The sequence below is a fragment of the Sneathiella sp. D3-11 genome, from assembly GCF_055809395.1.
On record NZ_CM147911.1, the window covers coordinates 2954436 to 2967307 of the forward strand.

Below are 12872 nucleotides of genomic sequence, written 5' to 3' on the forward strand. Positions count from 1 at the left end.
GTTTGGTGGCATTCTATGCTTCGGACAGGCGGCTTTTTTGGGCTCGGCGCTTATGCATATGCGATTTCGGCAATTAATATCGGCGAGAGTACCATTCCAATGCTTATTGCCGTTATGGTTCCGGCTATCTTTGCCGCAGTTCTCGGCGCGATGATGTTTTATGGTCGCCTCGGCGATGTATATCTCGGCGTTATCACACTTGTAGTGACTCTCATCTTCTTCAAGTTCATGAATTCAACTGCTGGACCAGACTACGTAATCGGAACCGCACGGCTGGGCGGATTTAATGGTATTCCCGGATTTCAGACGCTCAATATTCCTGGGCTTCCGGATGACTATATTTACGGCGATAGCCTCTACTACGTCACCTTCGTGCTGTTGGTTGTTGCCTACTGGCTTGTTAATTGGTTGCTGCAAAGCCCGTTTGGCCGGGTTGCCGTCGCGATCCGGGAGAACGAGCAGCGCGTTTCTCTTATGGGCTATGACATTCGCGCGCGTAAAACGATCCTGTTTGCCATCGGCGGGGCCATTGCCGGACTTGCCGGTGCCCTTTTCGCCAATTGGGCGGAAATTGTAACCCCGGGCCTGTTTAGCCTCAGCCAGACTGCGGAAATTATAATCTGGTGCATCGTCGGTGGTCTTGGTACCCGGCTTGGGCCGATCCTCGGGGCGGCGGGTCTCGCTTATCTCAAGTTTCTATTGGGTCAGCAAGCCTTTATCGATAACACCATTATCATGGGCCTCATTCTGGTCCTGTTCGTCTTGTTCCTGCCCAAGGGGTTGATCCCGGCGATTGAAAGCGTCTGGAAGCTCAGCGTTGGCAAGCGTCGTCGTCGCCATCCGTCTCGCCGACGGAAAGGGAGGGCCATTACCAATGGCTGAAACGGTTTTAGAGACATCTGGACTGACAATGACGTTCGGAGGCGTGACGGCCTGCGACGCGGTTGATTTCAAGCTCAAAGCGCGCGAATTGCGTTGCTTGATTGGTCCAAATGGCGCGGGTAAAAGTACTTTTTTCAAATGCTTGACGGGTTTACTTAAACCAACATCTGGAGCGGTGTTTATGCAGGGGGAAGAGACGACGAACTGGCATACTCATGAAATTTCATCACTGGGTGTTGGAATTAAAACCCAAGTCGCAAGTGTATTGGACGGGGTAACTGTTCATGAAAATATCTGGCTGGCGGCGCGGCGGTTTTTCTCCTCTTCCATTGCAGAAACGAAGGCGAAAGAAACGATCGAAAGGCTGTACCTCGGCGATATTGCGAAAAGCAATGTTGGCCAACTTGCGCATGGAGAACGACAGCGCGTTGAACTTGGGATCGTCGCGGCTGGTGACCCTTGGCTGGTTCTATTGGATGAACCGGCAGCAGGCATGACATCTGAAGATGTTGACCGTATGACGGAAATTATCCGTGAAATGACAACGACGGCGGCGGTCATTATCGTTGAGCATGACATGCAGTTTATTCGCTCCATCGCGACGGACGTGACCGTATTTCATCAGGGCGGCATTCTGTTGGAGGGGAATGTCGAGCAGGTCATGTCGGATGAAACAGTCCGTAATGTCTACCTCGGAAAAAAGGCATAATTCATGTCAGAAAATGACCTGCTATTTCAACTAAGGAACCTCGCGAGCGGATACGGAAAGGTGCCAGTACTGCATGGCATTGACCTTGACGTGCAGGAGAATGAGATTGTCGGGATTCTGGGCCATAACGGCATGGGGAAATCCACCCTGCTTAAAACGGCTATGGGGTTCTTGTCGGCCACTGCCGGAAACGCGCGTTACCGTGGCGTAGAAATTACGGGATATTCGCCCCATGATCGGGCACAACTAGGTATTGCCTATGTCCCGCAAGGACGCGGAATTTTCCCGCAGCTGTCAGTTCGCGAAAATCTGCGTTTTGCCTATATTGATAACGGGCAGGGGAGTGAGGCGGACTCCATTGACACAATTCTTGGTGATTTTCCGCGGTTAGAACGGCTTTTGGATCGGGAAGGCGGTGCTCTGTCAGGCGGTGAGCAGCAGCTTCTGGCGCTGGCTCGGTGTCTGATGTCCGATCCAGAATTTCTGTTACTGGATGAGCCAACAGAAGGTATTCAGCCGTCGATAATCGAGGAAATAGCCGAAACTCTTTTGCAACAGCGCAAAAGTCGAGGGCTTTCCATCTTGCTCGTCGAGCAGAATTTTGACTTTATATCCGATCTGTCGGACCGGGTATTGGTTCTTGAAAGAGGTCGAATTACTGGCGAACTGTCGCGCAGCGATCTTCTGGATAAGGCGAAAGTGGATAGCTTTCTGGGCTTCGGTACGGCCCGGACAACCCGCAATAGCGCACCTGTCCGCCAGAATACCGCCGCGCCAGCCGTATCCGCCTCTTTAACCGGCCAAAATGCGCTGGCCGCTTCCGCTCCCTTACACGCACCCACAGCCACGGCCAATAATCAATATAATTTTCCGGTGACGAACATGACAGTGAAACGACCCAGCCTCTCCCAAATGCGCACCATGGCCGACCGCTTCGGCATGTCCCTGAGCGATGACGAATTGAGGCAGTTCTCCGAAATCATGGAACCCTATATCCAGTCTTATGACAGGCTGGATGCGTTGCCGGACTATTTGCCAGAAGTACGCTATCCACGATCGCCGGGACATCGCCCATCCCCGGCAGAAAATCCGATGAACGCCTGGTATTATAAGACGAACATCAAAGGCGCTATGGATGGTCCGCTGAGGGATAAGAAGATAGTTCTCAAGGATACGGTCTGTTTGGCCGGTGTGCCGATGATGAACGGATCGTCGATTATGGAAGGCTATACCCCTGAAATTGATGCGACAATCGTCACGCGCATTCTCGATGCAGGGGCAATAATTGTCGGCAAATCTCATTGCGAGAATCTATGCCTTTCAGGGGGCAGCCATACCAACTCGACTGGTCCCGTCCATAATCCGTGGAAACATGGATATATGGCAGGCGGCTCGTCAAGTGGTTCCGCGGCGCTGGTCGCCGCGGGTGAAGTAGATATGGCCATTGCCGGAGATCAGGGAGGATCGATAAGAATTCCGTCGTCGAACTGCGGCGTATATGGGATGAAGGCAACGCATGGCGCTGGTTCCATATTCCGGGATTATGCCGGTTGAACAAACCATCGATCATGTCGGACCGATCACCAGCAATGTCGCGGACAACGCCTTGTTTCTGGAGGTACTCGCAGGGGAGGATGGGCTCGACCCTCGTCAGAGGGCTCCGAAAACCTATCGCTACACGGAAGCTATTGGAAAAGGCTGCCGTGGACTACGCATTGGCATCCTGAAAGAAGGCTTCGGCCGTCCGGAAAGCGAGACCGATGTTGATGCAAAAGTGCGTGCGGCGGCTGACAAATTCACCAGCCTTGGCGCGATTGTTAGTGAAGTTTCCATACCTGAACATGAACTGGCCGGCGATGCTTGGGTTGCGATCACTGTTGAGGGGCTTCAGGATCATATGATGCATGGCAATAGTGCAGGTACAAACTACGCCGGACTTTACCTTCCATCGATGATCGATCACTTTGCCAACTGGCGCAGCCGGGCGGATGAGTTATCTCATTCGCTTAAGACATGCATGTTCATCGGTGAGCATTTTCAGACGCAATATAGGGGCCGGTTCTATGGCAAGGCGCAGAATTTGATGCGGCTCGTTCGGCTAAAATACAAAGAGGCGTTCCGGCAATATGACGCGCTGCTAATGCCGACGGTGCCGATGAAAGCCCAGAAAATTCCCGGATATGATGTCAGTATAAACGAATATGTAGCGCGCGCTTTCGAGATGGTTGGGAACACCGCGGCCTTCAATGCAGGACATTTTCCGGCCATGTCCATTCCCTGCGGGTTGAGTGAGGGCTTGCCGATTGGAATGATGCTCGTCGCCGATGACTTTTGCGAGATGACGATCTATCAGGCGGCCCATGCATTCGAACAGAGCGGTGACTGGCGGACCTTTTGAGCGGGAGTAAATAAAATGTCCATTCTGAATGAGAGCCTTGCAGATCAGATCGGAAAATCGATGTTTGAGGAAGGACGGGAAAAAACTCACTCTGCCATTATTGCACCGGTAAACAATCGATCCTACGTCGCTGGAGATAAATCGAACCCGTTAAAGTATGTAACAATTCCGGAAATGTTCCGGGAAACAGTTGCTAAGTTCGGACCGAGGGACGCTCTGGCTTTTCCGGCGGATAATCAGACTCTGACCTATTATGATCTGGATCGGGAAGTTGATAGTTTGGCCTCCGGTTTTCTGGCGCTTGGTCTTGAAAAAGGGGATCGTATTGGTATCTGGTCTCCCAACAGGCTTGAATGGATACTGACGCAATATGCAACGGCGCGTATAGGGCTTATTCTGGTCAATATCAATCCGGCATATCGATTGTCGGAATTGGAATACGCGCTGAATAAATCAGGTTGCAAAGCCTTGATCACGGCGGAAAAGTTCAAATCCTCTGATTATCTGGAAATGATCAGAAGGCTCGCACCTGAGCTGGAAAAATGTGAACCGGGCCGTCTGATTTCAGCGAAGCTACCAACACTGAAAATAGTTATCGGGATCAAAGAAGATCCGGGGCAGGGTATCTTCTCGTTTGATCAGATTCGCACCTTGGGCGGACCCGCACAGCAACTGCGGCTCGATGATATTACCCGGTCCTTGTCTCCGGATGATTCGATCAATATTCAGTTCACTTCTGGAACAACTGGGGCGCCGAAGGGAGCCACGCTTTCGCATTTTAACATCGTCAACAATGCGTCGCATGTCGTCGACCGGATGAATTTTTCGGATACGGAACGGCTCTGTATTCCGGTGCCGCTTTATCATTGTTTTGGCATGGTCATGGGATCACTTGGCTGTGTCAGCCGTGGTGCCTGCATGGTCTTTCCGGGAGAGGCGTTTGACCCTGAAGAAACGCTTGCCGCTGTCGCCAAATCAAGATGCACTGCTCTTTACGGTGTTCCGACAATGTTTGTCGCGATGCTGGATCATCCCAGACTGGAGGAATTTGATCTTTCCACTTTGCGCACGGGTGTCATGGCGGGAGCGCTTTGTCCTATAGAAGTTATGAAGCGGGTGGTGCAGCAAATGCACATGAAGGAAGTGACAATCTGTTATGGGATGACTGAGACCTCACCTGTGTCCTTTCAAAGTGATATCGATGATCCGCTTGAGAAGCGCGTTTCTACGGTTGGCCGAGTTCAGCCGCATGTCGAAGTCAGAATTGTTGACGAGACAGGGGCCGATGTGCCTGTTGGAGAACAAGGAGAACTTTGGACGCGCGGCTATTCTGTCATGCGCGGCTATTGGGAAGATGAGGAAAAGACGCGCGAAGCCATCGTAAATAATGGATGGATGAGAACCGGGGATCTCGCCATTCTGGATGCGGAGGGATATTGCCAAATTGTTGGTCGATTAAAGGATATGATTATCCGGGGCGGGGAAAATATCTATCCGCGAGAAATCGAGGAATTCCTATTTACGCACAACGACATACAAGAGGTTCAGGTTTTTGGCGTGCCGCATGAAAAACTCGGTGAAGAAGTCTGCGCTTGGATCGTTCCGCGAGAGGGGGCAACTCTGACGGAAGAAGATGTTAAATCCTATTGTCAGAACCAGATCGCCCACTACAAGATTCCGAAATACGTGCAGATGGTTCCTGAGCTTCCGATGACTGTAACGGGCAAGCCCCAGAAATTTGTCATGCGTGATGAAATGATGAAAACCCTGGCCGGACGTTTGTAAAAGGGAACCGAATAGACGCAAAGCGGCTGTAGACTATAGGGTACATCTTATTCCTGCTACTCTCTGCCTTGTCGCTCCATTCTAGCTAATCCTGATATATTTCTCTCTGCAGATAATATATCCATCGTCGGAATATAGGAACTCAGAGGCTACTTATCATTGCGTAGGCCATTTAGAAAGATTTTGAGAAAATCATCAGCGATTTTTGTGTAGGTTTCACCGTTTCTGTCCGGTCGCCAATGCGGTACCCAATTGAAGGCGCCAAAAAGGGCTGCGGCTGCTAATTTGGGCTCGCAGGGCGCAATCGAGCCATCTTCAATTCCCTTCTGCAAAAGGTCCCTTATCGTATGGTCGAGACTTCTTCTTCCGTCCCTTAAAATTTTCCGGCATTCTTCCGATAAAACCCGGTCCGTAGATAGTACAAGGCAGGCACCAAATTCATTGGATAGTAAGTCCATATAGCTCCGCATGATCAGTTCGATGCGTTCAAGAGGGGGAGGTTGTTATTATGGCTATCCGCCATAGTGTGATGCATAAATTCAAGCGCGAGGCGGCTGCATTCAAAAAGAATATCGTCCTTGTTTTTTACATAATAGTACAGTGTTCGCTTGGAGACATTCAATTCCGAGGCAATATCGTCAAGTGACGTTCGGTCAAATCCGTGCTCGTTAAAAAGCCGGGCACCCGTGCGCAATACCGCCATGCGCTTTTGCTCACGGGGGTCATCCTGATCAAGCGTTACCTCGCGCCATGTGTTTGATATCATTTTTCCCGCCTTTTCCCTGACTCAGGTCTCGTCTAAACAACCTCGATTACTTATGCAAGTTGCTAGAAACCGTGAGTATATACCATATTTGTTGACATGTAACCCACTGGTGGGATACATTTTTGAAAAATAAGAATTATGCTTGAAGATGCGAGTTTAGCAGGTAGGCTTCAGGGCGATTTGGGGAGGCAGTTTTATGCAGCTAACGTCTGTTATCAGAAGGGCCGCTCAGGTAAATCCCAAGGGAATGGCGACCGTTTACAAGGGTAGGCAACAGTCTTGGCATGAATTTGTTGAGCGGGTTGCTAAGCTGGGCGGCGCGCTGCAAAAGTTGGGAATGAAAAATGGCGATAGGGTCGCCATGCTTGCGTTGAACTCAGATCGTTATTTGGAATATTTTTTCGGCGTATTATGGGGTGGTGGTGTCATCGTGCCGATGAACTTGAGGTGGTCGGCGGCGGAAAACGCCTACTCCATCAATGATTCCGGCATTGAGATCATGCTCGTCGATGAAAATTTTGCAGCTATGGTGCCGGCCATACAGGAAAATTCGGAGTGCCTTAAAACGTTGGTCTTCGCAGGGGAGGGTGAAATCCCGCCCGGCATGGAAGACTACGAGAAAATTTTGGGTGCATCAAAGCCTATTGGGGATGCAAACCGTTCAGGAGAAGAACTCGCCGGTATTTATTACACCGGCGGGACAACGGGATTTCCTAAAGGGGTGATGCTGTCTCATCGGAGCCTCTACGTTAGTAATCTGTCCTCTTGCCGCGAATTTTGTATGCCAGATGGGGCACGGTACCTTCATGCCGCACCCATGTTTCATCTGGCCGATGGGGCGGCATCGCTTGCCGTGACTTTTGCGGGCGGAACACATATCATGATCCCAAGCTTCACGCCCGAAGGCGCGTTGGAGGCAATTCAGGAGCATAAACCGACAAATGTGCTTTTGGTGCCAACCATGATTCAGATGCTGATACAACATCCTGATTTTGAAAAATATGATACCTCTTCATTAACGACGATAATGTATGGCGCGTCTGCCATTAGTGAGGCCATGCTAGTCGAGGCAATGACCAAGTTGCCGCATACGAAATTCGTTCAGGCGTATGGACAAACCGAACTAAGCCCTGTTGCGACAATCTTGCCGCCAGAATACCACGTAACCGAAGGGCCAAACGCCGGTAAGTTACGCTCTGCGGGCAAGGCAGTCGGAACATGCGAGTTAAAAATCGTTGATGAAGACGGGAATGATGTTCCGACAGGCACTGTGGGCCATGTTACCGTGAAAGGGCCGATCACCATGCTTGGCTATTGGAATAAGCCGGAGCAAACAGCGGAGGCGCTGCAAGATGGCTGGGTTTATACCGGTGACGGCGGCTATTTGGACGAAGATGGTTTTTTGTTCATCGCGGACCGTATGAAGGACATGATTGTGTCCGGCGGGGAGAATGTATACTCCGCCGAAGTGGAGCAGGCCGTAACAAAACATCCTGCTGTAGCTGAATGCGCGACCATTGGCATTCCTCATGAAAAATGGGGGGAGAGTGTGCATTCCATCGTCATCCTGAAGCCGGGAGAGACCGCAACGGAAGAAGGAATTATCAAGCATTGTCATGATCTGATCGCGGGTTACAAATGCCCGCGCAGCATCGAATTTCGAACCGAACCGATGCCTCTTTCTGCGGCGGGGAAAGTCCTGAAGAAAGATTTGCGGGCGCCCTATTGGGTAGGCAAGGAACGGAACGTCAACTAGGTTTTATCAAAAAAGAAAGAGAGAAATCATGGGTAAGAAAATCGTTGTTGCAGGTGTTGGAATGACATCTTTCGTAAAGCCGGGCCAGAATGAGGTCTATCCGGTTATGGGCGTGAAAGCTATCAACATGGCGCTGGAAGATGCTGGTTTGGACTATGACAAAATTCAGCAGGCTTATGCCGGATATGTCTATGGTGATAGCACCTGCGGTCAGCGAGTTCTTTATGAAGTGGGGATGACGGGTATTCCCATCGTAAATGTAAATAACAATTGCTCAACCGGTTCCTCCGCTCTTTTTCTCGCGCGTCAGGCAGTCGAATCCGGTGTGGTCGACTGTGCGCTGGCTGTCGGTTTTGAACAGATGACTCCGGGTGCTCTGGCTGATGTTTGGACGGATCGTCCAAGCCCGCTTGGTAAGTTCAATAATCTGACGGATGAACTAACTCAGGACTTTACCTCCCCCATGGCCATTAAGATGTTTGGTGGTGCCGGGCTAGAACATCAGAGAAAACACGGAACGAAGGATGAGACTTTCGCAAAGATCCGGGCGAAGGCAAGCAGCCATGCTGTCCACAATGATAAGGCCATCTTCCGCAAAGAAATTTCCGTTGAGGACGTCATGGAATCCCCAAAAATGACAAGTCTTTTGACGCGCCTGCAATGCTGCCCGCCAACATGCGGTGCGGGGGCTGCAATCGTTTGTACGGAAGAGTTTGCTAAAAAGCACGGCATTGACGCCAGTGTTGTGATCGTCGGTCAGGCCATGACAACAGATTTCGGCTCCACCTTTGATATGAATGATATGATGCGCGTTGTTGGTTATGACATGACCGCCGCCGCAGCCCAGCAGGTCTATGAGCAGACGGGCATCGGACCGGAAGATGTCGATGTGGCAGAGCTTCATGACTGTTTTACCGTAAATGAATTGATCACTTACGAAGGTCTTGGTTTCGCTTCAGAAGGCGGCGCGGAGAAATTTATCTGGGATGCAGAGAATACCTATGGCGGGAAGGTAGTGACCAATCCGTCTGGCGGGTTGCTGTCGAAGGGGCATCCTCTCGGTGCGACAGGGCTTGCCCAGTGCTATGAACTTGTCAACCAGCTTCGCGGCAACTCCGGGAAGAGACAGGTAGAAGAGGCGAAGACCGCGCTTCAGCACAATCTCGGACTCGGTGGAGCCTGCGTCATTACCATGTATCAGGCGGCCTAACCGCTTCTCCCTCTGCGTGTCTTGCTTCGGCAAGGCACGCCTTTCCCTTCGGCAACGGAATCATAACCATGATTGATTTCAGCCATATAGGGCGCGAGTCCGGCACGCATTCGTAACTCTCCAGGCAGCCAATCAGGACGGCGATATAAAACTTGCTGTTGATGCCTTCATCGTCCTTCCCAAACATTAAGAGAAAAGTATGAAAAAATGAGCAAACTTTATGGAAAGGTCGCCTATATCACGGGGTCGGGACGCGGTATCGGCCGAGCCGTCGCCCTGAAACTCGCCAGTGAGGGCGCAAAAGTGGTGGTAAACGATCTTGATGTCGAGCCAGCCGAGGAAGTTGTCCGCGTCATCAAAGCCAACAGCGGTGAAGCCATTGCTGTTCCGGGGAGTGTGACCGAAGCGGGTTTTGCGGATAAATTCATCAATACGGGAATCGATGCCTTTGGTGGTGTTGATATTATTGTTAATAATGCGGGCTACACCTGGGATGCGCTTGTCCATAAAATGAGTGATGATCAGTTCGACGCCATGATCGATGTTCACTTGAAGGCGCCGTTTCGGATTATCCGTGCGGCCTCCGGGTTTATACGGGCAGAGGCCGATAAAGAAGCGGCAGAGGGGCGGGAGGTTTTCCGCAAGATTGTCAATATCTCTTCAGTTGCGGGCACGGGCGGCAATGCGGGACAGATCAACTATTCTTCGGCAAAGTCCGGCGTCCTCGGCATGACCAAGACAATGGCAAAGGAATGGGGACGGCTGAAAGTGAACGTGAATTGCGTCGCATTCGGTATGATCCAGACCCGACTGACCGAGGCGACTAATGAGAAAAAGACAATTGTCGTTGAAGGAAACGAAGTCGGCATTGGTATCCCGGAAAAACTGGTCAGCGGGATGGAGATGATGATCCCGCTCGGTCGCGCCGGCACACCGGAAGAGGCCGCGGACGGTGTCTATCTTTTCTGTATCCCGGAATCCAATTATATCAGCGGCCAGACATTGATCGTTGGCGGCGGATTGACCATTTAGCTTTCACGTTGACGGAGTAGGGCCGCAACTCAGGGTTTGTTGTCGTCCAGGAAAAAAGTTTTATCTTTCCAGACAACTTCGAGCTGACGCTGATTTTTCTCGTTCATCATCGCATAGGCGGTATGAGCATACCCCTTTGCATTTTCGAACCCGACCTTTTTATAGGCCTGTTCTAGATACGCAGTTTGTTCATCAATTACACCGCGCCAAGCGGTTCGCCCCTTTTTGGTTAAATAGAGATGGCGGCTTCGGCGATCCTTAAGATCTTCCTTCTGGGCAATGAAGCCGCCACCGATCAGTGTTTTGATAATCGGACTGATTGATTGTTGGGTGATGTCCAGAAAAGCGAGTATCTCTTTGACGGTTGCCCCAGGTTTCCGTTGGATTACGTATAGTACTCGGAAATGAGGACGACGGAGGCCGACTGATTGAAGGTAGACGTCGCCCACTTCGAGCATGCTATTGTAACCCAAATACATGACCGAAAACAGCCAATGCGCATGATCCTCAGGGCAGAGGTCCTCCTCGTCAAATGCCATTCCGACGCTTACTCCTTGTTTGGGTGAGGCATCTATAATTGACCTTTTCCCATAATTCAACTGCATGATCTAAATTCGAAGGTAGCCGCCGTTGTTGTAGCATGAAACCAATTCTACGAAAGATGGTCGAGCTACTTCGAAAGGCTTGAACAAAACGTTATGTCTTGGCTTGCGAATAGTTGGTCCTTCAAAATCAGATATACGGACAACGGATAAGTCATCCTAAAGATGTATTTATAACAGTATAGCTTATTAGATCAATTATATTGTTATAAATACATCTTATCTGTTACGGGAATGCAGGTTCGCGGCCCATCATAAAGGCTCTAGTCAAGGAAAATGGAGGTGGAATTTCCCCCAGATTAAACCAGCTTTCAACTATAACAAACAATTTGACTTAAACAGGAAGACTGTTATATTTTTTATAAATCTGGGAGATCATGCGGCACAGGCATTGCGCGTGACAAAAAGATTAAAAAAGCGGTTGGGCAAAATTGGCCCGTAATTAAACCATCTGACCTTATAGGGAGAGATCATGAATATTCTTAAGTCTTCAGTTTTAACTGTTGCCTGCGCTGCTGTGCTTGCCATTACGGGCGGCAATTATGCACATTCGGAAGAGGCGGATACCTTCAAAATTGGTGCGGTTCTGCCATTTTCCGGGCCTTACGGCATTATCGGTAAGGGCATGAAACAGGGTGCGCAGCTCGCTATTGATCTGCGGGGCGGCAAGGTTCTGGGAAAACCGATTGAGGTGACCTGGGAAGACAGTGAAACCAAACCACAGCCGGCTGTCCAAAAAGCAACGCGCCTGATATCGGGCGGTGCACAGATGATTTTTGGTGCGGCGAGTTCTGCATCAACAGCAGCTCTTCAGGGCATCACTGAGCAACGCAAAGTTCCCCTTCTTATAACGATTTCTGCTGATGATAAGCTGACGCGCGCAAATGGATATCGTTATTCATTCCGGACATCAAATACGCTCGGAATGGAAATTCGGATGGCGATGGAATTCACCAAGGCCGCAGGGTTGAAGAAAATTTATGGTGTTGGTGCTGATTATGCTGTTACTCGTGACGGTTGGGAAGCCTATAAGGCCGCTGCGGAAGAGGCTGGCATCGAGATCGTCGGCATTGACTATCCGCCACTCGGCAATCGCGACTATTCCGTTATTATCGATAAAATTGCCAAGACGGATGCTGATGGCGTTGTCCTTATCGTGACAGGTAGTGACGGCGTAACGTTCCTGAAGCAGGCCGGTCAGGCGGGCCTTGGGAAGAACAAGACACTGTTCGGTCCGGTTTTGCAGGATGAAGTTCTTGCAGCGGCGGTTGGTCCCGATGCAGTAGGTGCGGCTTCCGGTGTTCGGTATCATTATTCCTTAGACAACCCTGCCAATAAGGCATTTGTTGAGGCGTATCGTGCGAAATATAATGAATGGCCAGATAGTTTCGCCGGTGAAGCCTATGACGGGATGAGCTGGTTCCTTGATGCAGTTGACAGTACGGGCTCCTGGGATCGGGAAAAGTGGGTCGAAGCCTTTGAAGGAAGTGTTCGCGAGAATTCCGTGGAAGGCCGTAAAGAAATGCGTGCCTGTGATCATCAGGCGATGCAGGTTGGCCTTTGGGGTGTTGTTGAAAAAGGCGAGGCTCCATATCCTGATCTGAAAATGAAGATCACGAATATCTTCCAGCCAGAGGCTCTCTTCCCGGCTTGTGAAGAATAGTCTGGCTTAATCAAAATCCGGGCGGCCATGAACGAGTTCTGGTCGCCCCCATTTCCTTTCCAGGTTAGG

At 50.5% G+C, this 12872-nt stretch carries 10 protein-coding genes and 1 pseudogene; 8 read left to right on the top strand and 3 right to left on the bottom strand.

The window, feature by feature from the left end; all coding sequences use genetic code 11:
* The first annotated feature begins 15 nt into the window (after positions 1-15).
* From AC0L73_RS14970 to AC0L73_RS14985, 4 genes and pseudogenes are all read left to right on the top strand, one after another.
* Positions 16-882 (top strand): branched-chain amino acid ABC transporter permease, encoded by an 867-nt coding sequence (locus tag AC0L73_RS14970; protein WP_473654107.1) that lies wholly within the window; start codon positions 16-18, stop codon positions 880-882.
* Complete coding sequence (locus AC0L73_RS14975; RefSeq protein WP_227950910.1) at positions 875-1591, top strand: ABC transporter ATP-binding protein; 717 nt, start codon at positions 875-877, stop codon at positions 1589-1591. The genes AC0L73_RS14970 and AC0L73_RS14975 overlap by 8 nt, the downstream gene beginning before the upstream one ends.
* A gap of 3 nt (positions 1592-1594) precedes the next feature.
* Positions 1595-3989: pseudogene (locus AC0L73_RS14980) on the top strand (amidase).
* A 15-nt stretch (positions 3990-4004) separates the two neighbouring features.
* Positions 4005-5774, top strand: coding sequence for an AMP-binding protein (locus AC0L73_RS14985; RefSeq protein ID WP_473654108.1), 1770 nt, complete (start codon positions 4005-4007; stop codon positions 5772-5774).
* A 149-nt stretch (positions 5775-5923) separates the two neighbouring features.
* Here the strand turns inward: AC0L73_RS14985 and AC0L73_RS14990 are convergent, their stop codons facing one another.
* A complete protein-coding gene (locus tag AC0L73_RS14990) occupies positions 5924-6244 on the bottom strand; it encodes a TetR-type transcription factor C-terminal domain-containing protein (RefSeq protein ID WP_473654109.1) in 321 nt (106 codons plus the stop codon).
* A 2-nt stretch (positions 6245-6246) separates the two neighbouring features.
* Entirely contained in the window at positions 6247-6540 is a 294-nt protein-coding gene (locus AC0L73_RS14995) for a TetR/AcrR family transcriptional regulator (protein ID WP_473654110.1), read from the bottom strand.
* 196 nt (positions 6541-6736) lie between these two features.
* Here AC0L73_RS14995 and AC0L73_RS15000 point away from each other — a divergent pair, with 196 nt between their 5' ends.
* The 3 genes from AC0L73_RS15000 (at position 6737) to AC0L73_RS15010 (ending at position 10538) form a co-directional block, all read left to right on the top strand.
* Positions 6737-8296, top strand: a complete 1560-nt coding sequence (locus AC0L73_RS15000; protein ID WP_473654111.1) for an acyl-CoA synthetase — start codon at positions 6737-6739, stop codon at positions 8294-8296.
* A gap of 28 nt (positions 8297-8324) precedes the next feature.
* Positions 8325-9506 (top strand): lipid-transfer protein, encoded by a 1182-nt coding sequence (locus tag AC0L73_RS15005; protein ID WP_473654112.1) that lies wholly within the window; start codon positions 8325-8327, stop codon positions 9504-9506.
* Positions 9507-9713: 207 nt separating this feature from the next.
* Complete coding sequence (locus AC0L73_RS15010) at positions 9714-10538, top strand: SDR family NAD(P)-dependent oxidoreductase (protein WP_473654113.1); 825 nt, start codon at positions 9714-9716, stop codon at positions 10536-10538.
* A gap of 29 nt (positions 10539-10567) precedes the next feature.
* On the opposite strand, the gene AC0L73_RS15015 is transcribed toward AC0L73_RS15010, so the two are convergent.
* Positions 10568-11077 (bottom strand): MarR family winged helix-turn-helix transcriptional regulator, encoded by a 510-nt coding sequence (locus AC0L73_RS15015; RefSeq protein ID WP_227950918.1) that lies wholly within the window; start codon positions 11075-11077, stop codon positions 10568-10570.
* 535 nt (positions 11078-11612) lie between these two features.
* Between AC0L73_RS15015 and AC0L73_RS15020 the strand changes: the two genes are divergently transcribed.
* A complete protein-coding gene (locus tag AC0L73_RS15020; RefSeq protein ID WP_227950920.1) occupies positions 11613-12803 on the top strand; it encodes an ABC transporter substrate-binding protein in 1191 nt (396 codons plus the stop codon).
* Positions 12804-12872 lie beyond the last annotated feature (69 nt).

Bases quoted from the DNA above. Each gene is read 5' to 3' on its own strand.
- AC0L73_RS14970 (WP_473654107.1), top strand. From the start codon at position 16: ATGCTTCGGACAGGCGGCTTTTTTGGGCTCGGCGCTTATGCATATGCG.
- AC0L73_RS14975 (WP_227950910.1), top strand. From the start codon at position 875: ATGGCTGAAACGGTTTTAGAGACATCTGGACTGACAATGACGTTCGGA.
- AC0L73_RS14985 (WP_473654108.1), top strand. From the start codon at position 4,005: ATGTCCATTCTGAATGAGAGCCTTGCAGATCAGATCGGAAAATCGATG.
- AC0L73_RS14990 (WP_473654109.1), bottom strand. From the start codon at position 6,244: ATGCGGAGCTATATGGACTTACTATCCAATGAATTTGGTGCCTGCCTT.
- AC0L73_RS14995 (WP_473654110.1), bottom strand. From the start codon at position 6,540: ATGATATCAAACACATGGCGCGAGGTAACGCTTGATCAGGATGACCCC.
- AC0L73_RS15000 (WP_473654111.1), top strand. From the start codon at position 6,737: ATGCAGCTAACGTCTGTTATCAGAAGGGCCGCTCAGGTAAATCCCAAG.
- AC0L73_RS15005 (WP_473654112.1), top strand. From the start codon at position 8,325: ATGGGTAAGAAAATCGTTGTTGCAGGTGTTGGAATGACATCTTTCGTA.
- AC0L73_RS15010 (WP_473654113.1), top strand. From the start codon at position 9,714: ATGAGCAAACTTTATGGAAAGGTCGCCTATATCACGGGGTCGGGACGC.
- AC0L73_RS15015 (WP_227950918.1), bottom strand. From the start codon at position 11,077: ATGGCATTTGACGAGGAGGACCTCTGCCCTGAGGATCATGCGCATTGG.
- AC0L73_RS15020 (WP_227950920.1), top strand. From the start codon at position 11,613: ATGAATATTCTTAAGTCTTCAGTTTTAACTGTTGCCTGCGCTGCTGTG.